This is a genomic window from Nocardioides albus (assembly GCF_014648255.1).
Lineage (GTDB): Bacteria > Actinomycetota > Actinomycetes > Propionibacteriales > Nocardioidaceae > Nocardioides > Nocardioides albus.
On sequence record NZ_BMQT01000002.1, the window covers coordinates 575,369 to 592,753 of the forward strand.

17 protein-coding genes and 1 tRNA gene are annotated in these 17,385 nt (G+C 66.9%); 5 read left to right on the top strand and 13 right to left on the bottom strand.

From position 1 onward, the window contains the following. Positions 1-9: 9 nt before the first annotated feature. The 3 genes from IEY84_RS05985 to IEY84_RS05995 form a co-directional block, all read right to left on the bottom strand. Positions 10-1,548, bottom strand: a complete 1,539-nt coding sequence (locus IEY84_RS05985) for an ABC transporter substrate-binding protein (RefSeq protein ID WP_183544622.1) — start codon at positions 1,546-1,548, stop codon at positions 10-12. Next, positions 1,545-2,426 (bottom strand): ABC transporter ATP-binding protein, encoded by an 882-nt coding sequence (locus tag IEY84_RS05990; RefSeq protein WP_183544620.1) that lies wholly within the window; start codon positions 2,424-2,426, stop codon positions 1,545-1,547. Before IEY84_RS05990 ends, IEY84_RS05985 begins: the two co-directional genes overlap by 4 nt. A gap of 171 nt (positions 2,427-2,597) precedes the next feature. Further along, positions 2,598-3,416, bottom strand: coding sequence for an enoyl-CoA hydratase-related protein (locus IEY84_RS05995; protein ID WP_183544618.1), 819 nt, complete (start codon positions 3,414-3,416; stop codon positions 2,598-2,600). 148 nt (positions 3,417-3,564) lie between these two features. Between IEY84_RS05995 and IEY84_RS06000 the strand changes: the two genes are divergently transcribed. Beyond that, positions 3,565-5,220 carry an AMP-binding protein gene (locus tag IEY84_RS06000; RefSeq protein WP_183544616.1) on the top strand — a complete coding sequence of 552 codons (1,656 nt, stop codon included), beginning with the start codon at positions 3,565-3,567 and terminating at the stop codon, positions 5,218-5,220. A 262-nt stretch (positions 5,221-5,482) separates the two neighbouring features. Here the strand turns inward: IEY84_RS06000 and IEY84_RS06005 are convergent, their stop codons facing one another. From IEY84_RS06005 to IEY84_RS06030, 6 genes are all read right to left on the bottom strand, one after another. Then, positions 5,483-6,718, bottom strand: a complete 1,236-nt coding sequence (locus IEY84_RS06005; protein ID WP_183544614.1) for an acyl-CoA dehydrogenase family protein — start codon at positions 6,716-6,718, stop codon at positions 5,483-5,485. Between the two features lie 44 nt (positions 6,719-6,762). Then, the gene (locus IEY84_RS06010; protein ID WP_183544612.1) at positions 6,763-7,569 is read right to left on the bottom strand and encodes an SDR family oxidoreductase; all 807 of its coding nucleotides are present in this window, start codon (positions 7,567-7,569) and stop codon (positions 6,763-6,765) included. Continuing rightward, positions 7,560-8,399 carry an enoyl-CoA hydratase/isomerase family protein gene (locus IEY84_RS06015; protein ID WP_183544610.1) on the bottom strand — a complete coding sequence of 280 codons (840 nt, stop codon included), beginning with the start codon at positions 8,397-8,399 and terminating at the stop codon, positions 7,560-7,562. Before IEY84_RS06015 ends, IEY84_RS06010 begins: the two co-directional genes overlap by 10 nt. Then, positions 8,396-9,601, bottom strand: a complete 1,206-nt coding sequence (locus IEY84_RS06020; RefSeq protein WP_183544608.1) for an acetyl-CoA C-acyltransferase — start codon at positions 9,599-9,601, stop codon at positions 8,396-8,398. Before IEY84_RS06020 ends, IEY84_RS06015 begins: the two co-directional genes overlap by 4 nt. 527 nt (positions 9,602-10,128) lie before the next feature. Beyond that, positions 10,129-10,214 (bottom strand) — tRNA-Leu (locus IEY84_RS06025). A gap of 113 nt (positions 10,215-10,327) precedes the next feature. After that, positions 10,328-11,113: an SDR family NAD(P)-dependent oxidoreductase gene (locus IEY84_RS06030; protein WP_183544606.1), complete on the bottom strand. Its 786-nt coding sequence runs from the start codon at positions 11,111-11,113 to the stop codon at positions 10,328-10,330. A 115-nt stretch (positions 11,114-11,228) separates the two neighbouring features. On the opposite strand from IEY84_RS06030, the gene IEY84_RS06035 reads away from it, so the two are divergent. Beyond that, complete coding sequence (locus IEY84_RS06035; protein WP_183544604.1) at positions 11,229-11,837, top strand: TetR/AcrR family transcriptional regulator; 609 nt, start codon at positions 11,229-11,231, stop codon at positions 11,835-11,837. 86 nt (positions 11,838-11,923) lie between these two features. Next, positions 11,924-12,220 (top strand): hypothetical protein, encoded by a 297-nt coding sequence (locus IEY84_RS06040; RefSeq protein ID WP_183544602.1) that lies wholly within the window; start codon positions 11,924-11,926, stop codon positions 12,218-12,220. Between the two features lie 25 nt (positions 12,221-12,245). Here IEY84_RS06040 and IEY84_RS06045 read toward each other — a convergent pair whose 3' ends face one another. Continuing rightward, positions 12,246-13,013, bottom strand: a complete 768-nt coding sequence (locus tag IEY84_RS06045) for a glycerophosphodiester phosphodiesterase (protein WP_183544600.1) — start codon at positions 13,011-13,013, stop codon at positions 12,246-12,248. Positions 13,014-13,116: 103 nt separating this feature from the next. Between IEY84_RS06045 and IEY84_RS06050 the strand changes: the two genes are divergently transcribed. After that, the gene (locus tag IEY84_RS06050; RefSeq protein ID WP_183544598.1) at positions 13,117-14,430 is read left to right on the top strand and encodes a M20/M25/M40 family metallo-hydrolase; all 1,314 of its coding nucleotides are present in this window, start codon (positions 13,117-13,119) and stop codon (positions 14,428-14,430) included. 143 nt (positions 14,431-14,573) lie between these two features. On the opposite strand, the gene IEY84_RS06055 is transcribed toward IEY84_RS06050, so the two are convergent. From IEY84_RS06055 to IEY84_RS06065, 3 genes are all read right to left on the bottom strand, one after another. After that, positions 14,574-15,131 (bottom strand): histidine phosphatase family protein, encoded by a 558-nt coding sequence (locus IEY84_RS06055; RefSeq protein ID WP_183544596.1) that lies wholly within the window; start codon positions 15,129-15,131, stop codon positions 14,574-14,576. 56 nt (positions 15,132-15,187) lie between these two features. Further along, positions 15,188-15,367, bottom strand: a complete 180-nt coding sequence (locus IEY84_RS06060; protein ID WP_040756208.1) for a DUF5703 family protein — start codon at positions 15,365-15,367, stop codon at positions 15,188-15,190. Between the two features lie 111 nt (positions 15,368-15,478). Next, positions 15,479-16,429, bottom strand: coding sequence for an aldo/keto reductase (locus IEY84_RS06065; RefSeq protein WP_183544593.1), 951 nt, complete (start codon positions 16,427-16,429; stop codon positions 15,479-15,481). Positions 16,430-16,550: 121 nt separating this feature from the next. On the opposite strand from IEY84_RS06065, the gene IEY84_RS06070 reads away from it, so the two are divergent. Beyond that, on the top strand, positions 16,551-17,375 hold the full coding sequence (locus IEY84_RS06070; RefSeq protein ID WP_183544591.1) for an undecaprenyl-diphosphate phosphatase: 825 nt from the start codon (positions 16,551-16,553) through the stop codon (positions 17,373-17,375). Positions 17,376-17,385 lie beyond the last annotated feature (10 nt).

Here is a 17,385-nt window from a genome sequence, read left to right on the forward strand (position 1 = left end):
TCCTGACCGTCACTCGGCCGGCCGGAGGTCGGCCAGGTCGAGGTCGAACTCGAGGAGGTCATCGGTAAAGCCGGCGACCCCCTTGCGGTAGGCGAAGACCTGCGGCTTGGTGTAAAGGTTGGCCATCATCGGGTCCAGAGAAGCCTCGAGCTCGATCCGGCGTACCAGTTCGACCCGCTCCTCGTGGTCGTATGTGCGCTCGAGCCGGTCGAGCAGCCCAAAGTCGGCGTACTCGTGATGGCCGTTGTTGTACACCGACTTGCCGTACTCCGCCTGGATGGCGTCACGCGGCGTGGGCTGGCCGGGCCAGCTGGTGAAGTTGCAGTCGGGGCCGTTCTTGGCAGCGCTGAGATCGTCACCGTTATAGAAGGCGGCCATCGCCTCGGACAGCTCCATGATGTCAAGGTGGATATTGATCCCGACCTTGGCGAGCTGCTCGATGATGTACGGCGATGACGCCTCGAATCCCGAGCCGGTGTAAGTGACGCATTCGAGATCGACCTCCTCGACGCCGGCGTTGTCGAGAAGCTGCCGGGCTTTCCTCGGGTCGTAGCCGTACATCGACTGCAGTTCGTCGTTGCTGTACTCGTACGCCGGTGGGAAGAGGCTCTCGGTCGGCTCGCCGACCCCGTTGGTGGCGGCCGCGGCCAGGGTCTTGCGGTCGAGCGCGTAGTTGATCGCGCGTCGTACCCGTGGGTCTGCGAGGGCTGGTCGAGTGGTGTTGAACTGGATGTGGAAGTGCGCCAGCGACGGCTCGACGGCCACCGCGAGGGTGTCGTCCTTGCTGAGTGACGCCACATCGGTCAGCAAGATCCTGGAGGCGACCTCCACGCGACCTGCCTGGAGTGCCTGGTTGAGCGTGACCTGGTTCTTGAAGAAGTCCATCTCGATGATGGGGTAGTGGCCGCGTTCGGGGTTCCAGTAGTCGGGGTTGCGTTCGAAAACGATCCGATAGCCGGGAAGGTACTCCGCGACCCGGTAGGCGCCGGAGCCGATCGGGTCGACCGAGACGTCGCCGACGTGGTCGAAGGCCTTCGGCGAGACGATGTAACCGCTGTTGTAGGCCAACTGCTCCGCCAGCCATGCGCTCTCGTGTGCCATCGTCAGCTCGAGCATGTAGGGCCCGACCACGCGCACCTCCTCGACCGAGGTGACGTGGCCGAGCTTGGTCATCTCGAAGGCACGGTCGAGGTTGGCCTTGACCGCCTCGGCGTCGACGGGGGTGCCGTCCGAGAACTCGACACCTTCGCGCAGGGTGAGATGGAAGCTCTTCTTGTCCTTGGAGTAGCCCCAGTCGGTGGCGAGGCCCGGAACGACGTCGCCCGTCTCGGGGTCGGTCTCCATCAGCCGGTCGTAGATGAGCTGCAGGAAGAGCGGGTCGTGCCCGCCGGTTACGTGGACGGGGTCGAGGCTGCTCGGCGCGAGCACCGAGCCGACAACGAGGCGATCGTCCTCCTGTGCATCGAGCACGGGGTTGCCGCAGCCGGCGAGGCCCAGGCAGAGGAGGATGACGACCGTTGCGGCGGTGAGCCGGTGACGGCGGGTCACGGGAGGACTTCCTCAGGCGGCAGGCCTGAGCGGCCCAGGGCGGGCGGCGTAGGCTGGGCGGCGTCGGACAAGCCGTGCTCGAGGCGGGGGACCGCGGCCAGCAGCGCTTGGGTGTAAGGGTGGGTCGGCGAGGAGATCACGTCGTCGACGTCGCCGGTCTCGACGACCCTGCCGCGACGCATCACCACGACCCGGTCGACGAGCTGACTGACGACAGCGAGGTCGTGAGAGATGAAGAGTATCGCGATGCCCTCCTCGCGACGGATCTTGATGAGCAGGTTGAGGATCTTGGCGCGCACCGAGACATCGAGAGCGGAGACCGATTCGTCACAGACCAGCAGGCGAGGGTGTGCGGCGAGGGCGCGGGCGATCGCCACCCTCTGCTTTTGGCCGCCGGAGAGCTCGCGCGGTTTGCGTCGGCCGAGCTCTGGATCGAGGCCGACACGCTCCAGATAGGTTTGCGCCTCGTCGAGGTGGCGCCGGCGGATGCGGCCCCCGCCTGCCAGCGCTTCACCCACGCATGCGGCCACCGTGAAGCGCAGGTCGAGAGCCGTCGAGGAGTCCTGGAAGATCATCTGGACGCCTCCGCGGCCGCTGGTGGTGGCCGATGTCCAGTCCTCTGTGGTGGAGCCATCGATGACGAGGCGGCCAGAGCAGGCCCGCAAGAACCCGGCCACAACCATGCCGACCGTCGACTTGCCGCTACCGGACTCTCCGACGAGGCCGAGGATCTCGGCTGGCCGGATGTCGAAACTGACCTCGGCGACCGCGCGCACCGGCTCGCCCCGGGGGCGAGGATACTCGACGACCAGGTCGTCGATGGTGAGCAGCGGAGTGGTAGTAGGCGCCAGGGCTTCCACGGATGACTCGGTGACCACGGTGGTTCCTCTCGGAGGGAGGGTGTCCTCGGGATCGCGTACGACAGGGTGTGGGTCGAGGTCGTTCACACACCGGATCGCGAGGGTGGGATCGTCAGATGGATGACGAACGCTCGCTGAGACAGGCCAGCGGGGAAGGCTACGAGGCGGCCGGACGTGGAACGCCCCACGTCAGGTCGGCGAGGTGAACGTCATAGGCGGGACGGCGCTGCGCTGGAGGGGCGGGAACTTGGGCGGCCGGCGCTCGATGAAGCTGGAGACACCCTCGGCGAAGTCGGGGCGCTCGGCGGACTCGGCCATCAGTTGGTCGGAGTGGTCCATCGACTCCAGCAGCGGACGGTCGTAGTGGTTGTACATCTGCCACTTGATGACGCCCATCGAGGTGGGAGAGACGTTGTCGGCGAGGTCGCGCGCGTAGGCGTACGCATCGGAGAGGACCTGGTCGGGCTCGACCGCACGGTGGACCACGCCGAGGCGCTCGGCCTCGGCGCCGCGGAAGATGCGGGCGGAGATGAGGAGCTCGCTGGCGGTGGCAAGGGAGGTGAGCCGAGGCAACAACCACGTGAGACCGTGCTCGGCGATCAACCCGCGGCGCGAGAAGGCGGTGGTGAACTTCGCCTGCGAGGAGGCGACCCGGTAGTCGCACATCAAGGCAAGCTGGAGGCCGAGCCCGGCGCAGGCCCCGTTGATAGCCGCGACGATCGGCTTGGGGAACCACATCGGGGCCAGCAGCGGACGGCTGCTCTCGCCGGTGCCTGGGTCCTCCGCCGAGAGCATCTCCATGTCCGCGCCCGCACAGAAGGCACGGCCCGCGCCGGTGATGATCACGACTCGGACGTCTGGGTCGTCGGCCATCTCATCGAGGAGGCCGTAGAGCCGGGTCTGAAGTGCTGGGGTCCAGCCGTTGGATCGGTCGGGCCGGTTCAAGGTGAGTGTGACGACCCCGTCGGAGATCTCGTACAGAACCTCATGGCCAGCGCTGTCGGACATGCGACGAACCCTCCTTGTTGAGTGATCTTCACCACAACTTAAATGGATATGACGTCAAATTCAACCTCAAATCCGAATTTGAGCGCGAATTCAAATTACTGTTCAGTAATGCTTGACCCGACCATGCGGATCCGTTCGGATGTGACGTATGACTCACCTGCACGATGGCCATCCGTCCGCTTCTCCGGCCGCCTCGCACCCCGAGACACGGGGCTTCCCGCTGGGTGAGGAGTGCGTACTCGGGCTGATGCTCGAGGCGCGGGCGAAGGCAAACCCGGACAAGGTGTTCGCCATCTTTGAGGACGGTGCGACCTGGACCTACGCGCAGGCCCTGGAAGAGGTCCGCACCACGGCCGGAGCCTTGCGCGACCTCGGCGTACGCGAAGGCGAGCTCGTCGGCATCTGGTTGCCCAACGGGAAACCCGCCCTGCGTGTGTGGTGGGCGATCAACTACCTCGGTGCCGTCGCGGTGCCGATCAACACGGCGTACAAAGGGGCGCTCATCGAGCACGTGCTCCGTGATAGCGCAGTATCCTTGCTGGTGGCCCATCACGAGCTGGTGCCCCGCCTCGACGCGGTCGAGCACGAAGCACTGCGGACGGTGGTCGTGCTGGGTGGCAGGGTGACCCCCGAGGCGCGGGGCGCGGAGACGGTGCCCGCCGAGAGACTTTGGGCCAGTGACACCACCCCACTCGCGCGGGCAGCTGATCGGAAACCCTGGGATCTCGAGCTGATCGTCTACACCTCAGGAACGACCGGACCGTCCAAGGGCGTCATGATGCCCTACTTCCAGATCCACCAGGCGATGCTCACCTACCAGTGGCTCTCGGCTGACGACCGCTTCTTGATCAACCTCCCGCTCTTCCACGTTTCTGGATTGGGCGCAGCGCTGGTGCCGCTGCAGTATGGCGCTTCGTTCGCGATGGTGGCCGACTTCAGTACCACGACCTTCTGGGACGTAGTCCGGCGCTACGACTGCACTGCTGTGCTCTTGATGGGTGTGATGGCGACCTTCCTCATGAAGGCGACACCCAGTCCGCGTGATCGCGACCACCCGTTGCGGCTGGTGCAGATGGTGCCCCTTGCCGAGGACGCGCAGGCCTTCCACGAGCGATTCGGCGTCGATGTCTACACCTGCTTCAACATGACCGAAATCTCCAGTCCGCTTCTTGCCGGCCCGCAACCGAGCCCGATCGGGAGCTGTGGTCGCCTGCGCCCAGGGATCGAGGCGCGGATCGTTGATGAGCATGATCTCGACGTACCCGAGGGTGAAACAGGCGAACTGATCCTGCGCAGCGAGCTGCCATGGGCGATGATGTCGGGCTACCTCAATCGGCCTGATGCCACCGCCGAGGTGTGGCGCAATGGTTGGTTCCACACCGGCGATGTCTTCCGCAGGGACGAGACTGGCGCCTACTTCTTCGTTGACCGTGTCAAGGACGCACTCCGCCGGCGTGGCGAGAACATCTCGTCCTACGAGCTCGAGGCAGAGGTCTGCCGCCACCCCGCGGTTCGCGAGGCTGCCGCGATCGCCGTGCCCAGCCCGGTGGGGGAGGATGACGTGATGGTTGTTGTGGCTCCGGTCCCGGGCGTGGAGATCGACCCTGAGGACCTGCTGCGTCAGCTCGTCGACCAGCTACCGCACTTCATGGTGCCGAGGTACGTTCGAGTGGTTCCCGACCTCCCGAAGACCCCCACGGCTAAGGTGCAGAAGCATCTGCTGCGCTCCGAGGGCGCCGTCGAGGGCACCTACGACCGTGAGGCAACAGGCTTCAAGGTGGCCCGGCAACGCCTTTCGCGCTGACCGGGACTCCACACGCGCATCTCACGCCTCAGCAGGTCGTCGAGATCTGAAGCACGCCCGAAGAGACGGTTGCATCACAGAGAGCTGATCAGCCGATTGCCCGGGAGGCGTCATTCGCGAGGGCGGGAAGCTAGCGACGATAGGTGCCTCTGACATGCGTTGCCACCACGTGAGTGCGTGGAGGGCGGGCGGGGGGAGACGCGCCAAGGCTTCGGATGAGCACAGCGCCCGGCCCCCACGTGGGAACCGGGCGCTGTGGTGGTCAGTCCGTGGCCTCGACTGTGCTTCGCATACGCTTGAGCTCGACCCGGGCGATGGTCCGCTTGTGGACCTCGTCGGGGCCGTCAGCAAGGCGTAGCGTGCGCTGGTGGGCCCAGAAGCTGGCGAGCGGGAAGTCGTCGGTGACACCGCCACCGCCGTGGACCTGGATGGCCCGGTCGATGACCTTGAGCGCCATCTCGGGGGCAGCCACCTTGATGGCGGCGATCTCGATGCGAGCCTTCTGGTTGCCGACCGTGTCCATCAGCCAGGCGGTCTTGAGGACGAGCAGACGCGTCGTCTCGATGGCGATGCGCGACTCGGCGATCCAGTCCTGGATGTTGGAGCGGTTGGCGACCGGCTCACCGAAGGTGGTTCGGCTCTGGGCACGCTTGATCATCAGATCGAGGGATCGCTCGGCCATGCCGATGGAGCGCATGGCGTGGTGGATGCGGCCGGGGCCGAGGCGGGCTTGGCTGATCATGAAGCCATCGCCCTCCCCGGCGAGCAGCGCAGTGTGGGGCACGCGGACGTCGTCGAAGATGATCTCGGCGTGGCCCTCGCGATCCTGGTAGCCGAAGACCGGAAGGCCGCGCACGATGGTGACGCCGGGGGTGTCGATCGGCACCACCATCATCGACTGCTGCCGGTGTGGGGCGGCGTCGGGGTCGGTCTTGCCCATCACGATGAGCACCTTGCAGTTGGCGTGCAGGGCGTTGGAGGCGAACCACTTGCGACCGTTGAGCACGTAGCTGTCGTTGTCGCGTTCCATGCGCAGCTGGACGTTGGTGGCGTCCGAACTGGCCACGGCCGGTTCGGTCATGCAGAACGCGGAGTTGATCTCACCGGCGAGCAGAGGCTTGAGCCACTTCTCCTTGTGCTCCGCGGTACCGAAGACTTCCAGCACTTCCATGTTGCCAGTGTCGGGGGCGTTGCAGTTGGTGGCCTCGGGAGCAAGGTGGGGGCTCCGGCCCATGATCTCGGCGAGGGGGGCGTAGTCGAGGTTGCTGAGCCCTGGCGAGCCCCACTCTTCGTTGGCGTGGGGGTGGAAGAGGTTCCACAGGCCGCGCTTGCGGGCCTCGGTCTTGAGCTCCTCGAGGATCGGCGGGTGGAAGTTCGGGTTACCCGACTCCGTCATCTGGGCTTCGTAGATGCTTTCGGCCGGGTAGACATGCTCGTCCATGAAAGCCAAGAGCTTCTCTTTGTACTTCTTGCAGGTGTCGGACAGCTCGAAGTCCATGTCTGTTTCCTTATCTGTATCGGTGAAGGTCTTTGGACGCTTGGTCAGGCAAGCGAATCTTGGTAGCGGCGCATCCCGGCCAGCCAACGGTCGTAGTCGCTGGACTTGCGGCGCCAGAACTCCAGCACCTCCGCATGCGGGAGAATGAGGAATGTCTCCGCTTCCACGGCCGCCAGCACATGGCCGGCGACCTCGCTTGGGTCGAGTACCCCGCCCGCGTTGATGACAGCGGCGGCGGCCTTTCGCTCGGCAGCGGTCGGCGTGTCGGTGCCACCGGTAAGCATCGCGGTGTTGACGCCCATCGGGCACAGGCAGCTGACGTTGACGCCGCTGTTGCCGTAGGTGATCGCGAGCCACTCGGCAAAAGCAACCGCGCCGTGTTTGGTCACTGAGTACGTGGCAGAGCCGATCTGAGTCAGTAGGCCTGCAGCCGATGCCGTGGAGACGAAGTAGCCGCTGCCGCGCTCGACCCAACGTGGCACGAGCTGCTGGGCAGCGCGTACGTGGGCCAGGACGTTGACGTCGATGGCCGTTTTCCACTCATCGTGGGTGGCCCCAAGGCCTCCGCCCCCACCCACGCCTGCGTTGGCAAAGTACAGGTCGACAGGGCCGAGCTTGCTCTCGGCCAGGGCGATCGCGGCGGCGATGTCATCGGTGTCAGCGGCGTCGCCAGTGAGTCCGAGTGCGGAGCCGGGGTGAGCTGCGTCGAGTTCCTTGGCGGTCTGCTCGACGGCCGGGGACCGGTCGGTGAGCACGACCTTCGCCCCAGCCTCAACGAGCCCGGTCGCGAGCGCGGCGCCGATGCCGCCGGCGGCACCGGTGACGATGGCTACCTTGTCTTTCACCTGCATGTGGTCTCCTCCTCGGCTACGGCGTGCCACCCGACAGGGAAGGTGGATGCCTCCTTGTTGACGAACGCCTTGACGGCGTTGACATGGTCGTTGGTTAGACCGGTCGCCTTGTGAAGCGGCACCTCGGCATGCATCGAGGCGGTGAGATCCTCACCCGGGGCGCGCAGCAGGTTCTGCTTCATCCCGCTCAAGGCGTGCGAGGACCCGGAGGCGAGCTTGGTGGCCAGTTCGCGAGTCTTCGTCTCCAGTTCGTCCTCAGCGACGATCCAGTTGACCAGGCCCAGATCCGCGCACTGCTCGCCGCGAATGCGCGGATTGAGAAAGAGCAACTCGCGGGCCAGGGCTGGACCGACTAGCTGGTGGAGTAGCCACGCGACTCCGAAGTCGCCGGCGAGGCCGACGCCACCGAAGGCGGTTGCGAAGACGGTGCGCGTGCTGCCGATGCGCAGGTCAGCGGCGAGCGCCAGGCCGATTCCGGCGCCGGCGACAGCACCGGGGATGGAGGCCAGCACCGGTTTGGCGCAGCGGTAGATGCGCCCGACGGTTTCTTCTTGGGCTTGACGCTGGGCTTCGACTGCGGCCTCATCGACTACGGCGGAGCCCCCACCCTCGCCGCCGGACTCGTGGAAGCCCTGAACATCGCCTCCTGAGCAGAAGGCATTGCCAGCGCCGGTCAGGACGATGGCGCCAACCGCCGGGTCGGCCTCCATCTGCTTCATGGCGGCTGCGACGCCTTGGATCATGCTGTCGGAAAGAGCGTTGCGACGGTCCGGCCGGTTGAGCATGATCGTGCCGACGCCCTCACTGGCGTCGGTGATGACGTCGCTCATCCCTGGTTCACCTCGAAAAGGCCGGCAGCGCCCATGCCGCCGCCGACGCACATTGTGATGACTACGTAGCGGACGCCGCGGCGCCGGCCCTCGATGAGCGCGTGGCCGACGAGTCGAGCGCCGGTCATGCCGTAGGGGTGGCCGATGGAGATGCCACCGCCGTTGACGTTGTAGCGCTCGGGATCGATGCCGAGCTCATCGCGGCAGTAGATCGCCTGCGAGGCGAAGGCTTCGTTGAGTTCCCACAGGCCGATGTCATCGATGCTGAGGTCGTGCTGCTTGAGCAGCTTCGGGACGGCGAAGATCGGGCCGATGCCCATCTCGCCCGGCTTGCAGCCAGCGACGGCCATGCCGCGGTAGCTGCCCAACGGAGTTAGGCCGCGGTCACGGGCGACTTGAGCCTCCATCAGTACCGAGGCGGAGGCGCCGTCGGAGAGCTGCGAGGCGTTGCCCGCGGTGATGGTCGAGCGGGGAGTGATGGCACCGTCGGGGAGCACGGGCGAGAGGGCCGCAAGGCTCTCGGCGCTGGTGCTGGGTCGGTTGCCCTCATCCTTGGCGAGGATGACATCCTCGCTGCTGCTCTTGCCGTTCTCCTTGTTGACGACAACCTTGGTCGTTGGCAGCGGGACGATCTCGTCATCGAGACGGCCAGCTGCCTGCGCCTCGGCGGTGCGCTGCTGCGAGAGCAGGGCAAACTCGTCCTGGCGCTCCCGCGAGATGCCATAGCGCTCCGCCACGATCTCGGCGGTCTGCAGCATCGGCATGTAGAGATCGGGAACGTGCTCGAGGAGCCAGGGGGCCTCGGCCCGGTGCTGGTTCATCTTGTCGTTCTGGACGAGGGAGATCGACTCCACGCCGCCACCGACGGTGATGTCCATGCCGTCGTGGATGATCTGCTTCGCTGCGGTGGCGATCGCCATTAGACCTGACGCGCACTGGCGGTCGACCGACATCCCGGCGACGGTGTCGGGCAAGCCGGCGCGAAGCGCGGCCTGGCGGGCGACGTTGAATCCCGTGGAGCCTTGCTGGAGTGCGGCGCCGAAGACGACGTCTTCGATCTCATCACCCTGCAGGCTGGCACGCTCGACGGCGTGCTTCACGGCGTGCCCGGCGAGGTCCTGGGCCTGGGTGTCGTTGAAGGCACCCCGATAGGCCTTGCCGATAGGCGTACGAGCCGTCGAAACCACTACTGCTTCTCTCACGATGCCAGTGCTTCCTTCCGAGTCTCCAGGACTCCAATCTGAATTCAAGTTCAGGTTCAAGTTAGTGACAGAGACTCACGCGGTCAAGTGGTGGGAGGTGTGGACCGTTCCTCCCTCTCGATCTAGCGTGGCGCTGCGGACGGTCTGGGGTCGGGCGATGCGCAGGCGCGCTATCGCACACCGGGGTAGCTGGCGCGCCTGCCGCGCCGCCGTCTGCGCATTGGGGCCGTGATTGACGCCCCGGACGAGTCCTTGACGTCAGGAAGTGCGCCAGTGGGCACGAATAATTCTCGTGGACCTGCCTACGGGTTTCCCGTGGGAGCTGGGCCGCAACGTAGCCAGTGCGTTGAGCACGTGGTCGTGTGTTGATTCTGAACTGGTTGAGCGGGTCGCGGCTTCGATTACCCTGTTCAAGACAACAACTTGAGAGGGGTCGTGGCCGCTGGTGCCCCCATCGTGCCCTCATAGGGTTCGATGACTTCTCGTGAAATGCGAGAAACCCCAGGTCTCCCTGGGGTTTCTCTCTGTGCGCGAGGGGGGACTTGAACCCCCACCCACTAATACGTGGACTAGCACCTCAAGCTAGCGCGTCTGCCTATTCCGCCACCCGCGCGCAACAAGAAGAACATTATCAGGACGCCGTCCCGGCGCCGAATCGGGATGCCCTTCAATGCACTTGTGCAGGTCGGGCGGCAGATCGGCGCCGGCGGGCGGCCGTGAGGGCGGTCAGAAGTGGGTGCCGCCGTCGATGCGGATCTCGGTGCCGGTGATGAACTTGCCGTCGTCGCTGGCGAGCATCGCGACCACGCCGGCGACGGTCTCGGGCCCGGCGAAGCCGTTGCCCAGGGCCGGTGCGAGCTTCATGAACAGGCTCATGTCGGCGTCCTCGGGGAGGCCGGGGCCCTGGCTCTGCTCGCTGGCGCCGGAGCCGTCGGTCATGCCGGAGGAGATGGAGCCGGGCTGTACGGCGGTGAAGCGGATGCCCTGCTTGGCGTACTCGGCTGCCAAGGCGTGGGTCATGGACTGTACGCCGCCCTTGCTCGCCGCGTACGCCGCCATGTAGGGGTGGGCGAACATGGCCGAGGTGGAGCTGAAGTTCACGACCGCGGCGCCGTTTCCCTGCAGTAGAGCCGGGACGGCCTCGCGGATCATCAGGAACGTTCCGACCAGGTTGATACGCAGCACCTGCTCGAAGGCCTCGAGCGTCGTCTGGTCGGTGTGGGAGGAGCGCAGGATCCCGGCCGCGTTGACGAGCGCGTCGAGCCCGCCCAGCCATGCCACGGCGTCGGCGACAGCGGTCTTGACGGAGGTCTCGTCGGCGATGTTCACGACGACGATGTGCAGGCGCTCGGCGTCGTCGCCGGCCTTCGCGACGGTGTCGGCGAGCCCCGGCTCCGACACGTCGGCGGCGACGACGCGGCCGCCCTCGGCGAGCATGCGCAGCACGGTGGCCTGTCCGATCCCGGATCCGCCGCCGGTGACGAGTGCGCGGCGACCTTCGTAGCGATTCATGATTCCTACCTTTTCGTGGGAGCTCGATGGAGTGAGCACGACATGACAATGTGGCACAGCGTGCCACCTAGTCCAACAGTGGCGTGCAGAGTGACATTCCCTTTACAGTGCGGGAATGGCTGCCGGACCTTCGTTGACCGAGCGACGCAAGCAGGCGACCCTTCTCGAGATCGCCGAGGCGGCGGCAGAGCTGTTCGCCGAGCGCGAGACCAAGGACGTGACGGTCGAGGCGATCACGAGCGCGGCGGGGGTGTCGATCCGTACGTTCTATCGCTACTTCCAGACCAAGGAAGAGGCGGTGACGCCGCTCCTGACCATCGGCGCGCAGGGGTGGCAGGCCGCGATCGCGGACTCGAGCGCGTCCGACCTGCGCAGTGCGATCGGCGAGGCGATCACCACCACGCTGACCTTGACGAGCGACGCGGACCGAGAAGCACTTCTGCGTACGCGGGGCCTGTTGCGGGCAGCGATGAGGGACCAACGCCTCGCGGCGGTGTGGCGGCGCGTCAACGGGGAGTCCGAGGCACGCCTGTGCGAGCTGATCGCGGCCCGCGATCCGGGCGCCGACCCGTTCGCCGTCCGGCTGCTGGCGGCTGCGGCGACCGATGCGATCCGGGTGACCTTCGAGCACTGGGCCGCCGCAGACGATGGCTCTGAGGTGAATCCGGTGGCACTGGCTGTTGCCGCGTTCGACCAGCTGTCCGCCGGGATCGACAGGCTCTGACCGAATCAGGTGGACCCAGGTGGGTGCGTGCGGCACGCTGGACGCGGCGAGGGAGCCAAGCCCTCGCACTGGTGGAGGTGGGTTTCATGCTCTCTCTGATGGTGATGATCGCGTTCTTCGCGATCGTGGCGACGCTCGGGGCGGTCGCAGTAGTTTCGGTGCGACGGGGCCACGGTGACCACGCGACGGATCGAGACGGCGATGGCGTGCCGTATGACGGCGTCGAAGCGGTCGGGCGGACCGAGGCCGAGGAGAGACGAGCCCGGGCAGGGGGTCTGGACTCGCTCGGAGATTCAGGCGGAACGACGCCGAACGTGGCTGAGGTCGAAGCGGCTCGTCGGATCGATGAGGCGACGCGCAGGCGCCGAGACGACCGGCGGTGATGATCCTGCGTCCGACCAGCTCAGGTCAGGCCGGCGAGAGCGCCCGGGCCGGATGGTTGCTGGTGACCATCCAGACGCGCTTGTCGTAGACGAACCGGCGCAGGCGACCGGGGTCGTCGACCGTCCAGACGAGGACCTTGATGTTGCGGCGGTGGGCCCAGCGCAGCAGCCAGACGTCGGCGAGGCGCTGCTCGACGACGACCAGGTTGGAGCGGCAGCGGCGGATCCGGCCCTCGGGGAAGAACTCCGAGACCTTCAGCCCGAGCAGCTTGAACGGGTGGTGGCGGAAGTCGACGCCGCCCAGAGAGAGTCCGACGAGGGTCGATGGGGAGCGGAGGTCGGCCCAGTCGCGCAGGACGCGTACGGACTCATCGACCATCGTGGTCACGATGAAGCTCTCGTCCATCACCTCGAGTGCGATCTCGGCCGCATCGATCTCGTGCGGGAGCCCGAGGTGGCGGGCGGGAGAGGCGAACTTGAGGTCGATGTGGGCGTGCTTGCCATGGGCGGCGAGCAGGTCGAGGGCCTCCCGGTAGCGCACCAGCCGGAACGGCGCGAGCCGGGACAGCGCTGCGTACGTCCTGTCCGCGATCCTGATCTTGCGGCCGATGCGGTCGCGGACATGGCTGTCGTGGTGAAGGACGAGCTCGCCGTCGCGGGTGCGGTGCACGTCGAACTCGACATAGTCGACCTCCATCCGGACGGCCTCCAGCAGCGACTCCCAGGAGTTGTCGCGGTGCCCCGACTGACGCGCCGCGGCGCGGTGAGCGGAGAGGAGGGCACGCGTCTGCATGCGGCAATGGAAACCCACGCGTCCGACCGCACCTAAATCCTCAGGTTGCGCTCAGGTGGACTTCAGGGGGCGGGTTGTCGCGGCCGGTCGATACGGTGGCCATATGACCAGCGCCGAGACCGAGGTCGTCGACCTCTGCCGTGACCTGATCCGCATCGACACCAGCAACTACGGAAACGACCCGGGCCCGGGGGAGCGGAAGGCTGCCGAGTATGTCGCCGCCCAGCTCGACGAGGTCGGCATCTCCTCCGAGATCTACGAGTCCGAGCACGGGCGGGCCTCGGTCGTCGCGCAGTGGGGCGGGGTCTCGACAGGCTCGACCGCCGGTAGACAGGACGGGCTCCTGCTCCACGGTCACCTCGACGTCGTCCCGGCTGCCGCCGAGGACTGGCAGGTCGACCCGTTCTCCGGTGAGATCGAAGGTGGATACGTCTGGGGCCGGGGTGCGGTCGACATGAAGGACTTCGACGCGATGCTGCTCGCGGTCGTCCGCGACCGCCAACGGACGGGACGGATCCCGGAGCGCCCGATCACGCTCGCCTTCACCGCCGACGAGGAGGCCGGCGGGATGAAGGGCGCCCACGTGCTCGTCGAGGACCACCCCGACCTGCTCGCCCACTGCACCGAGGCGGTCGGCGAGGTCGGCGGCTTCTCGACGACCGTGAAGGGGCGTCGGCTCTATCTCATCGAAGCGGCCGAGAAGGGCATGGCCTGGATGAAGCTGACCGCGCGCGGCACCGCCGGGCACGGCTCGATGATCAACCGGGACAACCCGATCACCAGGCTGTCCGGCGCGATCGCCCGTATCGGTGCCCACGAGTGGCCGGTCCAGCTGACCCCGACGATGCAGACGCTGCTCGCCGCGGTCGGCGAGATCGCGGGGGAGGAGCCCACCCCGGAGAACGCGGAGCGGCTCGTCGAGGAGTTCGGACCTGCCGCACGGATGATCGGCGCCACGCTGCGCAACGTCACCAACCCGACCATGACCAGCGCCGGCTACAAGGTCAACGTCATCCCCACCTCGGCAGAAGCCCACGTCGACGGCCGCTTCCTGCCCGGCTACGAGGACGACTTCTTCGAGACCCTGCGCAAGCTGTGCGGTGAGGGGATCGACATCGAGTTCGAGCAGAACCAGATGCCCTGGGAGACGCCCTACGACGGCGCCCTCGTCGCGGCCATGGAGCGTTCGCTCGTCGCCGAGGACCCTGACGCCCTCGTCGCCCCCTATCTGATGAGTGCCGGCACGGACGCCAAGCACTTCAAGCGGCTCGGGATGAGGACGTACGGCTTCGCGCCCCTGCGGCTCCCTGAGGAGCTCGACTTCACCGCCCTCTTCCACGGCGTCGACGAGCGGGTCCCGGTCGACGCGCTCCAGTTCGGCGCTCGCGTGATGGACCGCTTCCTCGACCAGGTCTGACTCACGCCGAGACGTCAGTTTCTGACGCCGAGAGGTCGATTCCTGACGCCGAGAGGTCGATTTCCCGCAGGTCGGCATCAGATACTGACGCTTGGCGGTCAGATACTGACGCTTCGGCGTCAGATTCTGACTTCTCGGCGGGGCTAGAGGGGGAGGATGACCTCGGCGTTGAAGGTCTCCACCACCGGTTCACCGGCGATGTTGGGGCCGATGCTGGTCAGGGTCGCGTTGTCGATCGGGCCGATCCGCATCCAGGTCGCGGGCGGGGCGTTGAGGACCTGACGTACGAACCAGGCGATCACGAACGCGTGGGTGACCAGCACGATCTCCTCGTCGTGGTGCGCGAACCAGAGCGTGTGCCAGGCCTCGGTGAGGTCGGTGCCGTCGATGTCGCGCTCGGCCGCAGGGACGTCCTCGAACCACTCCCAGCGGTGGGTCGGATAGTCGCCGCGACGTTCGGGTGACGGCACCGGGGTGCGGTCGGCGAGGAGATCGGAGGGCGCTGCTCCGGCACCGAGGTTCTCGGTGAGGATGCAGGCGGTCTCGGACGTACGCCGGCTCGGACCGTGCAGGACCCGTCGGATCGGACGGAAGGCCAGGCGGTTGGCGAGGGCGTGGACCTGGCGGCGGCCCAGATCGGAGAGCCCGGGATCGGCGCGGTCCTCGCCGGCGGCATCACCGTGGCGTACGAGATGGATCACTCCATGGACCCTAGTTCTCTTTGCCGTCGGCGCCGGTGATCGACGCCCCGGTGACGTCAGACGGTCAGCCGCTGCCGGATGATCTTGCGGCGCAGCGTCACCCGGCGGGTGCCGTCGGCGGTGATGCGCACCCGGTCGAGCTCCCAGCCGCCGTGCTCGGCGCGTTCGACGAGGAGCTTGGTGACGATGTTGCGGGAGAACTCACGCGAGAAGGTCACCTTGTCGTACTCCCACATGACTCCCGGGCGGGGCGGACGGCGTTCGGCTCGAGCCAAGGCAGCACTCCTTCTGATGGACTACTCAGGAGAACCAGTGTGCCGGATCAGATCTTCCCTCGTAGAGGAATTTCAGACCGCGGAGACGTCATCGAGGGCGAGCGCGATCTCGGGCGGCAAGGTGAGGTCGGCGACCTGCAGGGCTTCCTTGAGCTGGGCGGACGTACGCGCCCCGAGGATCGGTGCGGTGACACCCGGACGATCCCGGACCCAGGCCAGCGAGACCTGCAGCGGCGTCCACTCCAGGCCCTCGGCGGCCTTGGCGACGGCGGTGACGATCCCGCGGGAGCGCTCGTCGTCGTAGGCATCCACCCGGGCCGAGAAGTTCGGGTCGGCGCCACGAGAGTGGGAGGGGATGCCGGTGCGATACTTCCCGGTCAGCACGCCACCAGCCAGCGGGGACCAGGCCAGCAGACCCATGCCCATCGCCTCAGCGGCCGGCAGCACTTCGTACTCGATGTCGCGGGCCAGCAGCGAGTACTCCACCTGCGTCGAGGCCAGGATCGCCCGCCCAGGCACCGCTCGTTGCCAGGTTGCAGCCTGGGCGGTCTGCCATCCGCTGTAGTTGGAGACCCCGACGTACGCCGCCCGGCCGCTGCTCAACGCCATGTCGAGCGCCGAGAGCGTCTCCTCGAGGGGCGCCTCGGAGGACCACACGTGCACCTGCCACAGGTCGACGTGGTCGACGCCGAGCCGCTTCAGGGAGGCGTCGAGGCCGGTGAGCAGCCCGCCGCGGGAGGTGTCGACGCCCCGATTGCCGCCGCGCCAGGTGATCCCGCCCTTGGTCGCCAGGACGACGTCGTCGCGGGCCACCACGCCTTCGCCGAGCAGCGAGCCGAGCAGCGCCTCGGAGGCCCCGTCGCCGTATCCGGCAGCGGTGTCGAGGAGCGTGCCACCGGCTTCGGTGAAGCCGGCCAGCTGCTCACGGGCCTCGTGCTCATCGGTCACGCTGCCCCAGGTCATGGTGCCCAGGGCGAGAGACGAGACTCGCAGCCCAGTGGCTCCGAGGAGTCGGCTCTGCATGAGGACAATCTATCCGTGCCCTCCGCGAGGCCTCGTCCGGACACGCTGGCAGTGACGGCAGACACACCGATGGGGAGGCAGCGGCCGGGTGCTGCGTACATGCCCCTTAGAGTTTCCGCCCGTGGATTACTTGCAGGCGATCGCACTGGGAATTCTTCAGGCACTCACCGAGTTCCTGCCCATCTCATCCAGCGCGCACCTGCGCATCTTTCCAGAGCTGCTGGGCTGGGGCGACCCGGGCGCCGCGTTCACCGCGGTGATCCAGATCGGCACCGAGCTGGCCGTCGTCTTCTACATGTGGCGCAACATCCGCGACATCATCGTGACCTGGTTCCGCAGCCTCTTCAACGCCGAGCTGCGCAGCCACACCGACGCTCGGATGGGCTGGTTCATCATCGTCGGCTCGATCCCGATCGCGGCGATCGGGGTGGTGATGAAGGACATCATCGAGCACGACCTGCGCAGTCTGTACGTGGTGGGCACCATGCTGGTGGTCATGGGCATCGTCCTCGGCGTCGCCGACCGCATCGGCGCCAACCGCAAGCAGTTCGACGACCTGACCTGGCGCGACGCGATCCTGATGGGCTGCGCCCAGGCCTGCGCACTGATCCCCGGGGTGTCCCGGTCGGGAGCCACCATCTCGATGGGCCGTGCGCTCGGCTACGAGCGGGCCACGGTGACCCGCTACGCGTTCCTGCTCGCGCTGCCCGCGGTCTTCGGGGCCGGGCTGTTCGAGATGGGCGAGATCGCCCACGGCTCGAACCTCTACGGCTGGGGACCGACGATCGTCGCCACCATCGTCTCGTTCGTGCTCGGCTATGCGGTGATCGCGTGGCTGCTCAAGTACCTCTCGCACAACACCTACACGCCGTTCGTGATCTACCGGGTCGTCCTCGGCCTCACCGTCTTGGTGCTCCTCGGCGTGGGTGTGCTCACCGAGTGGTGATCGTGCCAAA

Coding starts and splice junctions, on each gene's coding strand:
- IEY84_RS05995 (WP_183544618.1), bottom strand. CDS start 3,416: ATGTCCGACAGCGCTGGCCATGAGGTTCTGTACGAGATCTCCGACGGG.
- IEY84_RS06000 (WP_183544616.1), top strand. CDS start 3,565: ATGACTCACCTGCACGATGGCCATCCGTCCGCTTCTCCGGCCGCCTCG.
- IEY84_RS06005 (WP_183544614.1), bottom strand. CDS start 6,718: ATGGACTTCGAGCTGTCCGACACCTGCAAGAAGTACAAAGAGAAGCTC.
- IEY84_RS06010 (WP_183544612.1), bottom strand. CDS start 7,569: ATGCAGGTGAAAGACAAGGTAGCCATCGTCACCGGTGCCGCCGGCGGC.
- IEY84_RS06015 (WP_183544610.1), bottom strand. CDS start 8,399: ATGAGCGACGTCATCACCGACGCCAGTGAGGGCGTCGGCACGATCATG.
- IEY84_RS06030 (WP_183544606.1), bottom strand. CDS start 11,113: ATGAATCGCTACGAAGGTCGCCGCGCACTCGTCACCGGCGGCGGATCC.
- IEY84_RS06035 (WP_183544604.1), top strand. CDS start 11,229: ATGGCTGCCGGACCTTCGTTGACCGAGCGACGCAAGCAGGCGACCCTT.
- IEY84_RS06040 (WP_183544602.1), top strand. CDS start 11,924: ATGCTCTCTCTGATGGTGATGATCGCGTTCTTCGCGATCGTGGCGACG.
- IEY84_RS06045 (WP_183544600.1), bottom strand. CDS start 13,013: ATGCAGACGCGTGCCCTCCTCTCCGCTCACCGCGCCGCGGCGCGTCAG.
- IEY84_RS06050 (WP_183544598.1), top strand. CDS start 13,117: ATGACCAGCGCCGAGACCGAGGTCGTCGACCTCTGCCGTGACCTGATC.
- IEY84_RS06060 (WP_040756208.1), bottom strand. CDS start 15,367: ATGTGGGAGTACGACAAGGTGACCTTCTCGCGTGAGTTCTCCCGCAAC.
- IEY84_RS06065 (WP_183544593.1), bottom strand. CDS start 16,429: ATGCAGAGCCGACTCCTCGGAGCCACTGGGCTGCGAGTCTCGTCTCTC.